15 protein-coding genes and 1 pseudogene are annotated in these 14886 nt (G+C 65.4%); 6 read left to right on the plus strand and 10 right to left on the minus strand.

From position 1 onward, the window contains the following. Nucleotides 1–4 precede the first annotated feature (4 nt). Nucleotides 5–565, minus strand: coding sequence for a ricin-type beta-trefoil lectin domain protein (locus tag ACFQ2S_RS10485; RefSeq protein ID WP_386074413.1), 561 nt, complete (start codon nucleotides 563–565; stop codon nucleotides 5–7). A gap of 200 nt (nucleotides 566–765) precedes the next feature. On the opposite strand from ACFQ2S_RS10485, the gene ACFQ2S_RS10490 reads away from it, so the two are divergent. Both ACFQ2S_RS10490 and ACFQ2S_RS10495 read left to right on the plus strand, forming a co-directional pair. Continuing rightward, nucleotides 766–1488 (plus strand): response regulator, encoded by a 723-nt coding sequence (locus ACFQ2S_RS10490; RefSeq protein ID WP_386074414.1) that lies wholly within the window; start codon nucleotides 766–768, stop codon nucleotides 1486–1488. Then, nucleotides 1485–2837 (plus strand): ATP-binding protein, encoded by a 1353-nt coding sequence (locus tag ACFQ2S_RS10495; RefSeq protein ID WP_386074415.1) that lies wholly within the window; start codon nucleotides 1485–1487, stop codon nucleotides 2835–2837. The genes ACFQ2S_RS10490 and ACFQ2S_RS10495 overlap by 4 nt, the downstream gene beginning before the upstream one ends. 413 nt (nucleotides 2838–3250) lie before the next feature. Here the strand turns inward: ACFQ2S_RS10495 and ACFQ2S_RS10500 are convergent, their stop codons facing one another. From ACFQ2S_RS10500 to ACFQ2S_RS10510, 3 genes are all read right to left on the minus strand, one after another. After that, nucleotides 3251–3757: a hypothetical protein gene (locus ACFQ2S_RS10500; protein ID WP_386074416.1), complete on the minus strand. Its 507-nt coding sequence runs from the start codon at nucleotides 3755–3757 to the stop codon at nucleotides 3251–3253. Between the two features lie 75 nt (nucleotides 3758–3832). After that, nucleotides 3833–4786: an SDR family oxidoreductase gene (locus tag ACFQ2S_RS10505; protein ID WP_386074417.1), complete on the minus strand. Its 954-nt coding sequence runs from the start codon at nucleotides 4784–4786 to the stop codon at nucleotides 3833–3835. Nucleotides 4787–4858: 72 nt separating this feature from the next. Next, nucleotides 4859–5884, minus strand: coding sequence for an aldo/keto reductase (locus tag ACFQ2S_RS10510; RefSeq protein WP_386074418.1), 1026 nt, complete (start codon nucleotides 5882–5884; stop codon nucleotides 4859–4861). A 119-nt stretch (nucleotides 5885–6003) separates the two neighbouring features. On the opposite strand from ACFQ2S_RS10510, the gene ACFQ2S_RS10515 reads away from it, so the two are divergent. Next, on the plus strand, nucleotides 6004–6600 hold the full coding sequence (locus ACFQ2S_RS10515) for a TetR/AcrR family transcriptional regulator (RefSeq protein ID WP_386074419.1): 597 nt from the start codon (nucleotides 6004–6006) through the stop codon (nucleotides 6598–6600). A gap of 187 nt (nucleotides 6601–6787) precedes the next feature. Here ACFQ2S_RS10515 and ACFQ2S_RS10520 read toward each other — a convergent pair. The 6 genes and pseudogenes from ACFQ2S_RS10520 to ACFQ2S_RS10545 all read right to left on the minus strand — a co-directional run. Next, nucleotides 6788–7222 (minus strand): annotated as a pseudogene (locus ACFQ2S_RS10520) (EamA family transporter); the annotation flags it as partial. A gap of 421 nt (nucleotides 7223–7643) precedes the next feature. Next, nucleotides 7644–8621, minus strand: coding sequence for a TRAP transporter substrate-binding protein (locus ACFQ2S_RS10525; protein WP_386074420.1), 978 nt, complete (start codon nucleotides 8619–8621; stop codon nucleotides 7644–7646). Between the two features lie 18 nt (nucleotides 8622–8639). Continuing rightward, nucleotides 8640–9920 carry a TRAP transporter large permease subunit gene (locus ACFQ2S_RS10530; protein WP_089233635.1) on the minus strand — a complete coding sequence of 427 codons (1281 nt, stop codon included), beginning with the start codon at nucleotides 9918–9920 and terminating at the stop codon, nucleotides 8640–8642. Beyond that, entirely contained in the window at nucleotides 9917–10420 is a 504-nt protein-coding gene (locus ACFQ2S_RS10535) for a TRAP transporter small permease (protein ID WP_089233636.1), read from the minus strand. Before ACFQ2S_RS10535 ends, ACFQ2S_RS10530 begins: the two co-directional genes overlap by 4 nt. A 329-nt stretch (nucleotides 10421–10749) precedes the next feature. Then, nucleotides 10750–11781 carry an L-idonate 5-dehydrogenase gene (locus ACFQ2S_RS10540; protein ID WP_386074421.1) on the minus strand — a complete coding sequence of 344 codons (1032 nt, stop codon included), beginning with the start codon at nucleotides 11779–11781 and terminating at the stop codon, nucleotides 10750–10752. 8 nt (nucleotides 11782–11789) lie between these two features. Continuing rightward, nucleotides 11790–12737 (minus strand): 2-hydroxyacid dehydrogenase, encoded by a 948-nt coding sequence (locus tag ACFQ2S_RS10545; RefSeq protein WP_386074422.1) that lies wholly within the window; start codon nucleotides 12735–12737, stop codon nucleotides 11790–11792. Between the two features lie 90 nt (nucleotides 12738–12827). Here ACFQ2S_RS10545 and ACFQ2S_RS10550 point away from each other — a divergent pair, with 90 nt between their 5' ends. From ACFQ2S_RS10550 to ACFQ2S_RS10560, 3 genes are read left to right on the plus strand one after another with little or no spacing between them, the layout of a single operon-like run. After that, nucleotides 12828–13601 carry an SDR family oxidoreductase gene (locus ACFQ2S_RS10550; RefSeq protein WP_386074423.1) on the plus strand — a complete coding sequence of 258 codons (774 nt, stop codon included), beginning with the start codon at nucleotides 12828–12830 and terminating at the stop codon, nucleotides 13599–13601. Nucleotides 13602–13638: 37 nt separating this feature from the next. Next, complete coding sequence (locus ACFQ2S_RS10555; RefSeq protein ID WP_386074424.1) at nucleotides 13639–14526, plus strand: NAD(P)-dependent oxidoreductase; 888 nt, start codon at nucleotides 13639–13641, stop codon at nucleotides 14524–14526. Beyond that, nucleotides 14523–14855 (plus strand): putative quinol monooxygenase, encoded by a 333-nt coding sequence (locus ACFQ2S_RS10560; protein WP_386074425.1) that lies wholly within the window; start codon nucleotides 14523–14525, stop codon nucleotides 14853–14855. The genes ACFQ2S_RS10555 and ACFQ2S_RS10560 overlap by 4 nt, the downstream gene beginning before the upstream one ends. The last annotated feature ends 31 nt before the right edge of the window (nucleotides 14856–14886 follow it).

The raw sequence follows: 14886 nt of genomic DNA on the forward strand, positions 1-14886 counted from the left end.
GGTTTCAGTGTCGAATGACCCAGCGGCGCAAAGCCGGGTCGGTTGCGGTGCAGTCGGTGAGAAGAAGTTCGCGGGACATGAACGGACCGGCGGAGCGGCTGGCCTCTCCTGCGGAAAGGCACTGGTCCGGCGCGTCGGCGGCGCTCAGGGCCCCGGTATCGGCGTCGAACGCAAAGCGCTGATCGGGGTCGTCCGCATCGCAGGGGGCGAGGCCGAGGTTGGTCGGACCGGCCTCCTGGCGAACGGCGCAATGGTCCGGAAAGGCAACAGAGCGGATCGCTCCCGTTTCAGGCTCGAAGGAGAACTGCACATCGCCCCCCTGCGGCTTGCAGGAATGGACCTGGAGGCTGGTCGAGAACCCGCGCCCGAGCGTGTCGAGGCACCAGCCAAGCCCGTCCTTTTCGTCGAGGTTTTCGGCAAGGTGGATCACCGGGGCCGGGGTGCGCAGGTTCGGCGCAAGGGTGTCGCCCTGTGCGTGCGCGTTGCCCCCCGGGAGCGCCGAGACGGTCCCCACGCAGACTACGAGCACGGCACCAATGGTCTTCGATTTTCTTGCCCTGAGCATCCGGGATCTCCCTGTCTGACGGGTCTTCAACGTCTTTCTGCCCGCACCCCGTCGCCCGTGTCACAAGGGCTTTGTCGCGAAATGTCGCAAAGCCCGCGCCTGATACATTCCGCGACAAAGTCGCTGTCCATGACGCCTTCCGTCGGCTGGTTTTCCGTGATCCCGCCCCATAGGCTGGGCCCGAAACGGAACGGACGGCCATGGACCCCATCCCCCAGCAGATCCTTATCGTCGACGATGCACGCGACATTCGCGAACCGCTTGGCCAATACCTGCGCAAGCAGGGATTCCGCACCCGGCTGGCCGCCGATGCGACCGAGGCGCGGGCCGTGCTTGCAGAGGCGGAGATCGATCTGGCAATCCTCGACCTGATGATGCCGGGGGAAGACGGGCTGAGCCTTTGCCGCTGGATGGTCGCCAATACCGATATCCCCGTCATCATGCTGACGGCGATGGCCGGGGAAACCGACCGGATTGTCGGGCTCGAACTGGGCGCGGATGATTACGTGGTCAAGCCGTTCAACCCGCGCGAACTTCTGGCGCGGGTGCGCGCGGTGCTGCGGCGCCGGCCGGAACCTCAGCGGAGCGAACCGGACAAGCGACGTCATTTCGGCCCATGGCTGCACGACCCCGCGACCCACACGGTCCAGAGGGACGGCAGCGACGCAGTCACACTGACAACCGGAGAGAACCGCCTGCTGGCCATCCTGCTCGCCCAGCCCGGAAGGGTTCTGAGCCGGACCTACCTGCTGGAACGGGTGATGGGGCGGGAGGAAAGAGCCTTTGACCGCGCGATCGACAACCATGTCAGTCGTCTGCGCAAGAAGATCGAGGACGATCCGTCCGCGCCGCGCCTGTTGGTGACCGAACGCGGCGGCGGGTATCGGCTGGTGGCGGAGGTGCGCGAGGCGCGCGACGCATGAGCTTGCGCGGCCTCCTTCCCGACCGGCTGGCGAGCCAGCTCATGGCCCTTCTGATCGGCGCTCTGCTTCTGGCGTTCCTCCTGTCGACCGCCATCATCGTGGTGTCGCAAAGGCGTGCCGGGGATAGCGCGCGGGCCGCCGTGGCGGCTGACCGGGCCGTTGAACTGGTCGTCGCGCTCGATGCCATCTCGCCCGAGGGGCAAGCGGAGTTCGCGAGGGCCGCCTCGACCCGAACCACGCGGATCGACGTGACCGCCGCCCCCTTCGTGAAGGAGACCGCCGACAACGAACTTTCCCGGACCCTCGCCACCCAGATCGCCGGGGAAACCGAGCGGGATGCCCGCGTCTCGATCCTGTCACGGGTCGAAACCGCGCCCTCGGACGACCCGCGCAATGCCGGGCGCAACCGCGAGGTCGTGGTGATCTCCCTGCCGCTGGCATCCGGCGAACGCTGGCTGAACTTCACGACACAGGAGCCGCTGACCTGGCACACCTCGGCAGATCAGAGGTTTCTGCTGATCTCTATGGGGATCATGTCGCTGGCGGTCGCCGCGATGGTCTGGCTCTTCATCCGCCGCCTGACCCGCCCTCTGACCGAACTTGCCGATGCGGCTCGGCGCACGGCGCGGGGCGACCATTCTGTCCGGGTCTCCGAAACGGGACCGGCTGAACTGCGCAATGCCTCGATGGCATTCAACGTGATGCAAGCAGAGATCGCACGGTTCGATGCCGAACGCACCCGTACCATCGCCGCCGTCGGGCACGATCTTAGGACCCCGATGACCAGTCTGCGGATCCGCGCGGAAATGATTGAGGATGACGACCTGCGCGAACCGATGATCGACACACTGGACCAGATGGCGGCGATGGCCGAGGGGCTGATCTCCTATGCGCGGGACGGTCGCGAAGAGGATCGCGTCCCCGCGCTCGATTTGGCGGCGCTGCTTGCACGGGTCTGCGAGGAGCGAGGCGTGGCTTTCAAATCCGATGCCCTCCCGCAGATCCAGGCCGGCCCGATCAGCCTTGCCCGCGCCGTTGGCAACCTGATCGACAATGCAGTGCGATATGGCGGAGCCGAGGGAACAACCGTCACTCTCTCGCAGACGGAAACGGCGGTCGATATCACGGTCGCCGACACGGGACCGGGCATCCCGGAGAGCCTGTTCCCGACCATCTTCGATCCGTTCACGCGTGGTGAAGGGAGCAGGAACGCGGACTCCGGCGGAGCCGGCCTGGGCCTGTCAATCGCCCGCCGCATCGTCCGGGCCCATAGCGGAGAGCTTTCCCTCGAAAACCGAACGCCACAGGGGGTATCTGCGACCATCCGGCTGCCGATTTCCCGCTTGTAACGGGCGAATTCGAACGCCCGGTCAAGAGCTCCGCGTGATGACAGTCATTTCGAGAGCCGGTTTGGTTGGCCATGTTGTGCCGTTTGTGACAGCCGCCAAGGGCGGCAAGCTGAATTTCGCTGCGACGTGACGGAATGGCAGCTTTCGGGTTTGAGTGGCTGAACTGCAGAGCCGGAGAAGAATATCGGCGGGTGACAGCTCCAGGTTGCCGACGGTCGTACAGTGACCCCGGCCAAGCGCGCCCAGATCGCGTGGCTGACGGCGAAGACACTGGCGCCTTCTGGATGCGGAATGGAAACCTCACCGGTGCAGGCCTGAGCCGCGCGCTTGTCTGAAGGGGGAGGGTCTGTTCATGAGAAAAACACTTGGCCCTTCTCGGGCAATCCCCGACGCTCCGGCCCGGTCGCCAGCGTTTACGTTGATCCCGCTGCCACCGACAGCTGCTGCTTGTAGGTCTGAAGCCGGGCGTTGGCATTGCTGTCGACGAGGATAAGCACGGTAAAGAAGGCGAGGGCGGTGATCAGGCTTGCGCGCCAGAGCGGGCCTGCGAGAAACGGGATCGCCAGGGCGCAGAGAGCGATGATCGCCGGGAACGCTCGGAAAACCGCGATGCTGTAGTCGTTCAGCACTTTGTCGGCACGGGCAAGCTCGGCGGCCAGAAAGGCGGCGCCATCGTTGGCGTAGGCGCTCGGCACCGCGGCCAGCCGGGACTGGGCCGGCAGGAACAACCCGACGCCGAGGATCAGCAGCAACACGCCCGACACCAGCATCGGGATGAGGAAAGCGCGGGCGAAATCGGTGCCGCCCCAGTGCCGGAACCCGAGAGCGGCCAGCAGGAAGGCCAGCCCGAAGACGGCAAAGGCCGCCGCCGAGTGCATTTCGAACCGGGCCCAGTCGCTGGCGATTTTCACGATGTCCATGGGATGACCTTTCGATCGGAGATTGACGACGGGGCGTCCCCATACTGCCGGATAGGCCCCGTCGGGTATTGAGGCTCAGAGCGCCCAGACAAATCCGGTGTCTTTCTCGGACCGCTCCCAGAGCTTGACCATGACCGCCTTGTCATGCGCGTGGGCGTTCAGCGTGCCCATGCCCACAGGGCCGACGAAGTCCCGGGCGCCGGTCGGGCCATAGAGCGCGCGTTGCTCGGTCAGCGCCTCCTCGGTGGCGCACATCACCTCGGGATAAGAGCCCTGTTCCGCGGTCTGCACCATCGGCGTCTTGGTCATCAGCCACCAGATGAACCGCATGGTCCGGCTGCCGCTGGTCGAGATCAGCGAGGTCGCCGAAGAGCCGGGATGGCAGACAAAGACCTCGACGTCGGTCCGGCCGCCAGCGGCCAGCCTGTCCTGAAGCTCATAGGCGAACATCATCTGCGCCAGCTTGCTCTGGCTGTAGGCGGTGTTCGGGCCATAACCCGTATCCCAGTTCATGTCCTCGAAGCGGATCGTCTTGAGCCCCATGTTGTAGCCGAGGCTGGCGACGACGACGATCCGGCCCCTCGACTCCTCGATCCGGTCGAAGAGCATGCCGCAGAGGGTAAAGTGACCGTAGTGGTTGGTGCCAAGCTGGGTCTCGAAGCCGTCGGGGGTCAACTGCCGCGTCGGCACTTGGGCAATGGCCGCGTTGCAGATCAGCGCGTCGATCCTCGGCACCGTCTTCAGCACCTCTTCGGCCGCCATGCGGACCGAGGCCTGCTCGGCCAGATCCATGCGGATGAAACGCACCCGCGTGTCGGACCCGAATTCCTGCTTCAGCTCCTTGACGGCAGCGGCGGATTTCTCGGCGCTGCGATTCAGCATCACCACCTCGGCGCCTTTGCCGAGCAGAATGCGCGCCGCCTGGAAGCCCGCGCCGGCATTGGCGCCGGTGATGACATAGGTCTTGCCGGCAAGGTTGCCGAGGCGCTCGGGCGTCCAGCCCTTGGGTCCGAAGGTATGGTCAGCCATTTGTGTGATCCGTGACATGCGTATGTGGGGGGGGGACGCCCCAGACGTGGGCCCGGGCGCGTCATTTTTGGTTTAGTCGTGGAGCTGGCCGAACAGCGTGTCGCCGCGCCACCAGACCGGCAGGTAGCCGGGGTATTCGGGCTTGAGCGCGCTGACCTGATCGAGCCGGTCCATCTCCGCGTCGCTCAGCGTGATGGCGGCGGCCCCAAGATTGTCGACCAGTTGCGCTTCCTTGCGGGCGCCGACGATGACGCTGGTCACGCCGGGCTTGTGCAGCAGCCAGGCCAGGGCGATCTGCGCCACGGAGGCGTTCTTTTCCTCGGCGATCTGCGCCAGCGTCTCGATGATGTCGAAGCCCTGTTCCTTGGCGACCGGCGGGAAATCGAAGGCGGCGCGGCGGCCGGAGTTTTCGGCATCGCGGGTGTATTTGCCGCTCAGGAAGCCGCCCGCAAGCGGGCTCCAGATGAAGGTGCCGAGGCCGAGGTCGCGCACGGCGGGGATGATTTCGCGCTCAAGCTCGCGGCCGGCGAGGCTGTAGTAGGACTGCGCCGAGACGAAGCGTTCGGTGCCAAGTAGCCGCGCCATGCCGTCCGCCTTCGCAATCTGCCAGCCGGCAAAGTTCGACAGGCCGATGTAGCGCACCTTGCCCTGCCGCACGAGGTCGTCGAGCGCGCGCAGCGTCTCTTCCAGCGGCGTGGTGATGTCGAAGTTATGCACCTGGTAGAGGTCGATGTAATCGGTGCCCAGCCGCTTCAGGCTGCCCTCAACCTCGCGCATGATGGCCAGACGGCTGGTGCCAAGATCGTTCGGGCCGGTGGTCATGGTGTTGTAGAGCTTGGTGGCGATGAGATTTCCCTGACGCCGGTTGCCAAGCGCCTTGCCCAGCATCTCTTCCGAAACGCCCGAGCTGTAGACATTGGCCGTGTCGAAGATGTTGACCCCTGCCTCGATGGCGAGACCGACCATGCGGGTTGCCAGCTCCTGACCGGTGGCACCGATCAGATCGGCATAGCTGCCGCCCTCGTTGTCGAAGGTCATGGTGCCCAGCGTCAGTTCGGAAACATAGAGACCTGAATGCCCAAGCTGCTTGTATTTCATCGTGATGTCCTCTGCGCCGCGGCGCTTGCGTTTGTAAACCGTGATGTTTACATAAGGGGCACCAGCACAGCGTGTAAACCCCCGTGTTTACATTTTTCCAACCGAACGGGGCAAAAGCGATGAAACTGACTGAAAAGAAAAGAAAGGACATCCTGGACGCGGCGATCCAGGAGTTCCGAGAACAAGGCTTTCCAACGGCTCGGGTCAACCGGATCGCCGAGTTGGCCGAGGTCTCCAAGCGCACGCTCTACAAGCATTTCGAGAGCAAGGAGGTGCTGTTCTCCGCGATCACCGACATCCTGCTGGAACAGATCGCGGCCACGCCCAAGCTGCGCTATGACCCGGAGGCTCCGCTGCGCGACCAGCTGATCGCGGCGGCTCGGGACTACATAGGCCACCTCTCGGGCCCGGAATACATGGGGCTTAACCGGCTGGTTATGTCAGAGCTGTTGCGCGACCAGGAACTGGCGCAGGCCTTTTTTGCCAAGGCCGCGATGCAGGACGGCCCGATCCAGGCGCTGATAGGCGAGGCGATGCAGGCCGGCGCGCTGCGCCAGGCCGAGCCGGGCTTTGCCGCCGGTCAACTCCTTTCGATGATCAAGCATTTTCTGATGTGGCCGGAGTTCCTTCTGGGCGAAAAGGCCGATCTGGACGCGGAGACCGTCATTGCCGACTGCGTCGACATGTTTCTGGCTCATTATTTGCCGGAGAGCTGATCAAGTCCTCTGCACCGCAAGCAGCATGTCCCCAGCTAACGGCCGCTGGCCGAAATTGTTGCCAGCCCTCGTGGCGCGGCTCGCCGTTGATACGATCACACGGGAACGCTCGATTGGACGTGTAAAAAGCATTCTGGAAACAGAACGCGGGCAGACGAAACGAGGCCCTCTTGTCGATGGCTGGCCGTCAGTCTGCGCCGAGCTGTGACACTGGCGCCGCGATCCACTGCATGCCCGGACCCGACCGCGTCGACAGGTAGACCCCCGCACAGATGGCCACCACAGCAATAGCTGTCACGAAGTCCAGCGCTTCGTTCAGGACCACGATCGCCATCAGTGCGGTCAACGCCGGCGCGGTCGAGCCGATGGCCGCACAGCTTGGCGATCCCAGCTGCTCGTTAGCAATGGCATAGGTCAGGATGGCGATCACGCTGACACAGACTCCTTGGACCAGCATGTAGGGCATCGCCTGCGTCAGCGTGTAGCTGCCCCAGCTGGTGTCGATGGCGCCCATCGCGAAGATCGCGGCTATGGCGGCGCAGGACGGGAAGGATATGACGTTCGCCCAGGCTATCGGGTCGTGGCCGGAGCGCTTGATAGTGAAGGTGAAGCCCGTCCAGAAGACCGACGCGAGCTGTCAACGGCGGAGCAATTCCGACCACTGGGTGGAGTGCGCCCCCGACGATGGACAGTTTGGCCCCGAGATATTGACCGGTCCCGGGTTCTGCTAATGAGAACCCCATGACCAGAAAGCACCGCCGGCATAGCACAGCGAGGAAACGCGAGGTTGTTGAGGGGCACGAAGCCGAGCTCGTCGATGACCCGCAGCTCTTGGCTGGCCCGCCGGTCTGGTCGCCATCTCCAGGGGTGATTACGATGGTCTCGCCGTCCTCGTCGTCGCCGGAATAGGCACCGGTCTCGTCCGGCGGCGTCATCGGATCATCAGGCACCGGCAGGTAGATCTGGACGGACTCACCCGACGAAACGACAAAGGGGCAGACAATTGTCTGCCCCCTTCGCGTGTTTGGGGATCGGGTGTCGGGTTACTTCGACGCCTCGAGGATGGCGTTGACCAGCGCGTCGCCGTTCTCGTCGATGAAGTTCTGCCACACCGGCTTCACGGCTTCCTGGAAGGCGGCGCTGTCGACGTCGCGGTTCACCTTCATGCCCTCGGCTTCCAGCTCGGCGATCATCTCCTCTTCCTTCTCGATGGACAGCTCGCGCTGCATCGCGACGGCTTCGGCGGCGACCTCGGTGATGATCTTCTGCTCGTCCTCGGAGAGACCGTTGAACTTGTCGAGGTTCATCACCAGCGCCAGCGGGGCGTAGGCGTGCTGGGTCAGGGTCAGGTAATCCTGCACCTCGTAGAACTTGAAAGACAGCACGACGCCGATCGGGTGATCCTGCGCGTCGACCACGCCGGTTTCCAGCGCGGTGTAGAGCTCGGCCACCGGGATCTGCTGCGGGTTGGCGCCGAGCAGGTCGAACATGTCGTTCAGGGCCTTCGAGTTGTTGACCCGCATCCGCACGCCGTCGAGATCGGCCGGGGTCGTCACCGGGCCGCGATTGTTGGAGACGTTGCGGTAGCCGTTCTCGGGGTAGCCGAGTCCCTTGAGGCCGAACTGCTCCATGCTGGCCGAGACGCCTTGCCCGACCTCGCCGTCGAGCACCTTGTAGGCGGACTCGCGGTCGGGGAACATGAAGGGCAGGGTGAAGGCGCCGGCTTCGGGAAGCATGCCGGTGAAGTTGTTCAGGCCGGACATCGCGATGTCGATGATGCCGGACCGGGCACCGTCGATCATCTGGCTGTCGGAGCCGAGCTGGCCATGCGGGAAGATGTTGACCTTGAGCTCGCCGTTGCTGCGGGCCTCGACCTGCTCCTTGAAGAACACCGACAGCGTCTGCTGAAGGTCGGATTCCGGCGCGGCGTGGGCCAGTTTCAGCGTCGTCGCCGCCTGAGCCGTGACGGCCGAGAAGAGAACGGCGGTTGCGAGGCCGGTTGCTGCGAGAAGTCGTTTCATTGGGTTTCCTCCGGTTGATTATCCAATAAGCAGGTTCATCGGAACGATGATGATGCTCGGGAAGGCGACGAACAGCGCCAGGAGCAGCAGGTAGACAAGCAGGAAGGGCAGCAGGCCCTTCACGGCGTGGCTCATCGGCACCTTTCCGACGCCGCAGACCACGTTCAGAACGGTGCCCACGGGCGGCGTGATGAGGCCGATCGACGTGTTGATCACGAAGACGAGGCCGAAGTAGACGGGGTCGATGCCGGCCATCTTCACGATCGGCATGAACAGCGGCACGAGGATCAGAATCGTCGGGCTCAGGTCCATGACCATGCCGACCAGCAGCACGATGATCATGATGGTCGCCATCAGCAGCTTGGGATGGTCGATCAGCGGGCCAAGCATCTCGGCGAGCTGTTGCGGAAGCTGCGCCACGGTGATCAGCCAGGCGGCGACCATGGCCGAGCCCACGAGGAACATCACCATCGAGGTGGAACGCGCGGCACTTACCAGCACCTGGTAGAACTTGGCCAGCGTCAGCTCGCGGTAGACCAGCGTCGAGACGGCGATGGCGTAGACCGCGGCGACCACGGCGGCCTCGGTCGGGGTGAAGATCCCGAAGCGGATGCCGCCGATGATGATGATCGGCAGGAACAGCGCCCAGATCCCGTCGCGGAAGGCGGCGCGGCGCTCGGCCTTGTCGGCCTTCTTGAACACCTGCACGTCCTCCTTGCGGATGACGATCGACCAGACGATGACCAGCGCCATGCCCATCATCAGGCCGGGCACGATGCCGCCGATGAACAGCTTGGCGATGGAGATGTTGCCGGCAACGCCCATGATGATCAGCGGCAGCGACGGCGGGATGACCGGGGCGATGATTCCGCCCGAGGCCATCAGGCCCATCGAGGGCGCCTCGGGATAGCCGGCCTTCTTCATCATCGGGTAGAGGATCGAAACCAGCGCCGCCGCATCCGCGACCGCCGAGCCCGACAGGCCGGCGAGCAGGACCGAGGTGAAAATCGCCACATAGCCGAGCCCGCCGCGACGGTGCCCGAGAAGGGCCGAGGCCAGCCGGACGATCCGGGTGGACAGACCGCCCACGGACATCACCTCCCCGGCGACCAGGAAGAACGGAATGGCGAGCAGCGGGAAGCTGTCGACCCCGTTCAGCAGGGACTGCGCGAGGATGTTGGCGCTGAACATGTCCATCTGCACCATGAGCGCCATGGCGCTCAGCAGCAGGGCAAAGGCGACCGGAAGCCCGAGCAGGATGCTCCCGAGCAGGACGGTGAGGAACAGGATGAGGGTCATTGTTTGTCCTCGCCTTCCGAAACGGGCGCGTCACGCACGACGTGCTCCAGCGGTCCGAAGATATGGGCGACCGCGACGATGGCCATGAGCGCACCGGAGATGACTCCGGCCAGGTAGAGCAGGCCGGTCGGCAGGCCGGTGAGTTGCGAGATGTTGTGCCAGTTGGCGATGGTCTGCTGGACCGATCCCCAGAACAGCATCCCCGCCGAGACCAGCACGATCAGCCAGATCACCTTGCGGATGTAGGGGACGAGGGCGGGGAACAGGACCTCGGAGAACTCCGACACGGCCAGGTGTTCGCCGCGCCGCAGGACGCCGACGGAGCCGAGCATCACGACCCAGACGAAGCCGAGCCGCGACAGCTCGACCGAGGGGCGCAGGCCCGAGTGGAAGCCGTAGCGCAACACCACGTTGATGAAGACCAGCGCGATCATTGCGGCCATGAGGACCGCCATCACGGTGTCGATGGCCTTCCAGAAGGTTTCGATGAATTTACCCAACGGTCCTCCTCCGTCTTGGATGAGCGATGTCATCCGGCCGTCGCGCTGTCCGGGAGGGGGTGCACGGCTGGCCCGCGATTCTCGCTGTATGGTCGATGGTATCGATACCAAATCGACCCGTCAATATCGCTGTTTCCGGTATCGGCCATGCGACGAGCGACTGACTGTGACCTGGACAAATAGTGACAACTCATTGAACATAAATTGACAATTGACGCTCGATCCAAGGAGAGACCGATACCTCTCCGGGTGCGTCAAATCATGGCGGTCGGGTTGGATGGAGCGGGTGTTCCGGCGGCTATGCACCGCCGGAACATTGCGCGTTGGGCTCAGGAGAAGGCGATCTGGGCCTTCATTGCGCAATTTCGGTCGGAGGCGACCTTGAAGGCCTCCTCCGCCGCGTCGAGCCCCACGGTGTGGGTGATCAGCGGCTTTACGTCGATCAGACCAGCCTGCATCAGTTTCACGCCGGTGAAGAACTCGGCATGGAAGCGGAAAGAGCCGCGCAGCTCCAGCTCCTTGGCGGTGATTGCCATCATGGGCAGAGACATGTCGCCGCCCAGCCCGAGCTGTGCGATGATTCCGCCCGGGCGCAGCGCCGCGATCCCGGCCGCCAGCGCCGGCGCGGCGCCGGAGCATTCGAACAGCACGTCGAAATAGCCCTTGCCAGCCAAGTAGGGCGCAAGCCCGTCGGGGTCGGTGCCGGTATTGACGGTGATGTCCACGCCGTTCTTGCGCGCCATCTCCAACGTGAAGTCCGACAGGTCGGTCGCCACGATCTCAGCCGCGCCCGCGCGCCGCGCCGACAGGGCGCAGAGCAGCCCGATCGGGCCGCAGCCGGTGATCAGCACCCGCTTGCCCAGCATCTCGCCGCAGCGGCGCGTGGCGTGCAGCGTCACCGCCAGCGGTTCGGCCATCGCTGCCTCGCCGGGGGTCAGCCCGTCGGCCGGAGCGCATTGCCGGGCATCGGCCACCAGAACCTCGCGGAAGGCGCCCTGGATGTGCGGGAAGGGCATGGCGGAGCCGTAGAACCGCATGTTCTCGCACCGGTTGTGCTGCCCCTCGAGACAGTACTGACAGTGATAACAGGGCCGCGACGGCGACACGGCGACGAGCTGCCCGACGCGCAGCCCTTCGACGCCCTCACCGAGCATTGTGACATGCCCCGCGACTTCGTGGCCGAGGATCATCGGCTCCTTCAGGCGGATCGCGCCGAAGCCGCCGTGGTTGTAGTAATGCAGGTCGGAGCCGCAGACCCCGCCGGCGGCGAGCCGCACCTGGACCTCACCCGGACGGGGGGTGTCGCTGTCGCGTTCCTCGATCCGCAGGTCTTTCGCGGCGTGGATGACGATGGATTTCATGGCGTGCCTCAGAGAACCGGGGTGAGCAGGTCGCGGCCTGCGAAATGGGCCGAGAGGTTGTCGCGCACGAGCTGGCCCATCGCCTTGCGGGTCTCGACCGTGCCCGAGGCGTGGTGCGGCTGCAGCAGGACGTTGTCGAGCGCCAGGAACCGCGGGTTCAGCGCCGGCTCGCCCTCGAAAACATCGAGCGCGGCCGAGCCGAGCTTGCCGCTTTCCAGCGCGTCGAGCAGGGCCTCCTCGTCGATGTTGGAGGCGCGGGAGATGTTGATGACCATCCCCTCCGGCCCGAGCGCCTCGATCACCTCGCGCGAGACGATGTGCCGCGTCTCGGCGGAGGCCGCCAGCGTCACGAACAGGTAGTCGGAGCGCGCGGCCAGCGCCACCGGATCGGCGATGAACTCCCAGTCCGGCGCATAGTCCTTGGCCGCCACGTCGCTATAGGCGATCTGCATGTCGAAGCCAGCAAGCCGCCGGGCGACCTCGAAGCCGATCCGGCCAAGGCCCAGCATGCCCGCGCGCATCCCGTGGACGCGGCGGCGCAGCGGGTAGAGCCCCTTGGAGGCCCAGCTTCCGTCGCGCACCCAGGCCTCGGCCCCCACCATGCCGCGCGCCTGGCACAGCATCATCGCGACGCCGAGGTCGGCGACGTCGCGGGTCAGGACGTCGGGGGTGTTGGTCACGCGGATGCCGCGCTCCCGGCAGGCGGCTAGGTCGACCGCGTCGTACCCAACGCCGTAGACCGAGATCACCTCGAGGTTCGGGCAGGCCGCGATCATGGCGCGGTCCGCGCCCAGTTCGCCGCGGGTAGCGATGCCGCGAATCGCCGGCCCGACCTCCTCGAGCAGCGCCGCCTTGTCCGGCGCATCGAAGTACCGATGCACGGTAAACGCCTCGTTCAACGGGATTTCGTCCCATTCCGGATAGGGGCCAACTTGCAGGATTGCCGGGCTTCCCATGATCAGATCTCCAAGCCTTGACATTGAATGGTATCGTTACCATAAACAGACCGCGGCGGATTTGTCGAGCCACAAACGGGAGCGAGCGTCATGGCGACTGGAACCGAACTCTTTGATCTCAGCGGAAAGACGGCGATGGTGACCGGTTCGTCGCAGGGCATCGGACTCGCGCTCGCCAGGGGGCTGGCGGAGGCTGGAGCCGCCGTGGTGCTGAACGGCCGCGACGTGGCCAAGCTCGCCCGTGCCGCTCAGGACCTGCGCGCTGTAGGCGCCAAGGTCTACGAGCTGCCCTTCGACGCCACCGACCATGCCGCGGTGCGCGCCGCCGTCGACAAGTTCGAGGCCGAGACCGGCCCGATCGACATCCTCGTGAACAACGCCGGGATGCAACACCGCACCGAGCTCGAGAACTTCCCCGAGGACGCTTTCCAGCGGCTGCTGCAGACCAACATCGCCAGCGTCTTCAACGTCGGTCAGGCCGTCGCCCGCCACATGATCGCGCGCGGCCACGGCAAGATCATCAACATCGCCTCGGTGCAGACCGCGCTCGCGCGGCCCGGCATCGCCCCCTACACCGCCACCAAGGGCGCGGTGGGCAACCTGACCAAGGGGATGGCGACCGACTGGGCCAGGCACGGGCTCCAGTGCAACGCCATCGCGCCGGGCTATTTCGATACGCCGCTGAACGCCGCGCTGGTGGCCGATGCCGATTTCAGCGCCTGGCTGGCCAAGCGCACCCCGGCAGGCCGTTGGGGCGAGGTCGAGGAGTTGGTGGGCGCCTGCATCTTCCTTTCTAGCCCCGCGTCGAGTTTCGTGAACGGGCACACGCTGTACGTTGACGGCGGAATCACCGCGTCGCTCTGACGGCCCGGCCCCGAAACCGCAAATGGAGGAGATAGCGATGACCCTGAACGTTGCCCTGATCGGCGCCGGCGCCATGGGAGGCGCCATCGGCACGCGGCTGGTGGAAACCGGCTGCACCCTGACCGTTTTCGATCTCGACCCCGAGAAGGTCGCCGCGCTGACCGACAAGGGCGCCCGCGCCGCCGGATCGGCGGCCGAGGCCGCGGCGGCGAGCGACTATGTCATCACCAGCCTGAACTCGGCCCGGATCGTGGAGCTTGCCGTCTTCGGCGCGGGCGGTGCGGCCGAGGGCGCGAAGCCCGGCACGCTGATCATCGACATGTCGTCGATCGACCCCGAGTCGACCAAGGCGCTGGCCGCCCGCGCGGCCGAGGCCGGCCTGCGGTGGGTCGACAGCCCACTCTCCGGCGGCGCTCCCAAGGCGCTGATCGGCGAGCTGACCCTGATGGCCGGCGGCGAGGCGCAGGACGTCGCCGACGCCCACGCGGTGCTGAAGCACGTCTCCAGCAACTACACCCACATGGGTCCCTCCGGAGCCGGCCAGACCACCAAGCTGATCAACCAGGTGCTCTGCGGGCTCGGCTTCCTCGCCATCGCCGAGGCGACGCAGCTCGCCCAGGACGCCGGCGTCGATGCAGAAAAGATCCCGCAGGCGCTCAAGGGCGGCCGTGCCGACAGCGCGCTGCTGCAGGAATACATGCCGCGGTTCGCCACCCGCGACTACCGGCGGACCGGGCGCATCGACAACATGGTCAAGGATCTCAATGGCGCGCAGGATCTCGCCCGCCTGACCAACACCTCGATGCCGCTCACCGCCGTCTGCGCCGAGGTGCACAGGATGCTCACCGCCGCCGGGCTGGGCGGCGAGGATCAGGCTGCGCTTATGGAGTATTTCAAGGGCCTGGACAGGGAGAAACTCTCGTGATCACGCGTTACGCATTGTTCGAAGGCACCATCAAGGACGGCAAGACGGACGCCTTCCGCGCCGCCATCCGCGACCGGCTGGTGCCGGTCCTGCGCACCTTCGACGGGGTGCTGGAAGTCTCCATCGCGTTCACCGACGAGCGCGACGACGGCGCCCCGGACCTGCCGCTGATCATGGCGGTCAGCTATCCCGACGTCGAAACGATGCAGGCCGCGCTCTCCAGTCCCAGGCGTCAGGCCGCCATCGCAGTTACCGGCGAGATCTTTGCCGAATGTTTTGACGGCCATATCCACCACCACGTCACGCAGCGCACGGCCTTTCCGATCTGATCGCCTGGGAGAGCGGGCGGCCGGGCGCGAA

It is taken from the genome of Tropicimonas aquimaris (assembly GCF_042676185.1).
Classification (GTDB): Bacteria; Pseudomonadota; Alphaproteobacteria; order Rhodobacterales; family Rhodobacteraceae; genus Tropicimonas; species Tropicimonas aquimaris.

Bases quoted from the DNA above. Each gene is read 5' to 3' on its own strand.
- ACFQ2S_RS10550 (WP_386074423.1), top strand. From the start codon at position 12,828: ATGGCGACTGGAACCGAACTCTTTGATCTCAGCGGAAAGACGGCGATG.
- ACFQ2S_RS10490 (WP_386074414.1), top strand. From the start codon at position 766: ATGGACCCCATCCCCCAGCAGATCCTTATCGTCGACGATGCACGCGAC.
- ACFQ2S_RS10500 (WP_386074416.1), bottom strand. From the start codon at position 3,757: ATGGACATCGTGAAAATCGCCAGCGACTGGGCCCGGTTCGAAATGCAC.
- ACFQ2S_RS10495 (WP_386074415.1), top strand. From the start codon at position 1,485: ATGAGCTTGCGCGGCCTCCTTCCCGACCGGCTGGCGAGCCAGCTCATG.
- ACFQ2S_RS10510 (WP_386074418.1), bottom strand. From the start codon at position 5,884: ATGAAATACAAGCAGCTTGGGCATTCAGGTCTCTATGTTTCCGAACTG.
- ACFQ2S_RS10485 (WP_386074413.1), bottom strand. From the start codon at position 565: ATGCTCAGGGCAAGAAAATCGAAGACCATTGGTGCCGTGCTCGTAGTC.
- ACFQ2S_RS10515 (WP_386074419.1), top strand. From the start codon at position 6,004: ATGAAACTGACTGAAAAGAAAAGAAAGGACATCCTGGACGCGGCGATC.
- ACFQ2S_RS10540 (WP_386074421.1), bottom strand. From the start codon at position 11,781: ATGAAATCCATCGTCATCCACGCCGCGAAAGACCTGCGGATCGAGGAA.
- ACFQ2S_RS10525 (WP_386074420.1), bottom strand. From the start codon at position 8,621: ATGAAACGACTTCTCGCAGCAACCGGCCTCGCAACCGCCGTTCTCTTC.
- ACFQ2S_RS10545 (WP_386074422.1), bottom strand. From the start codon at position 12,737: ATGGGAAGCCCGGCAATCCTGCAAGTTGGCCCCTATCCGGAATGGGAC.
- ACFQ2S_RS10530 (WP_089233635.1), bottom strand. From the start codon at position 9,920: ATGACCCTCATCCTGTTCCTCACCGTCCTGCTCGGGAGCATCCTGCTC.
- ACFQ2S_RS10505 (WP_386074417.1), bottom strand. From the start codon at position 4,786: ATGGCTGACCATACCTTCGGACCCAAGGGCTGGACGCCCGAGCGCCTC.
- ACFQ2S_RS10555 (WP_386074424.1), top strand. From the start codon at position 13,639: ATGACCCTGAACGTTGCCCTGATCGGCGCCGGCGCCATGGGAGGCGCC.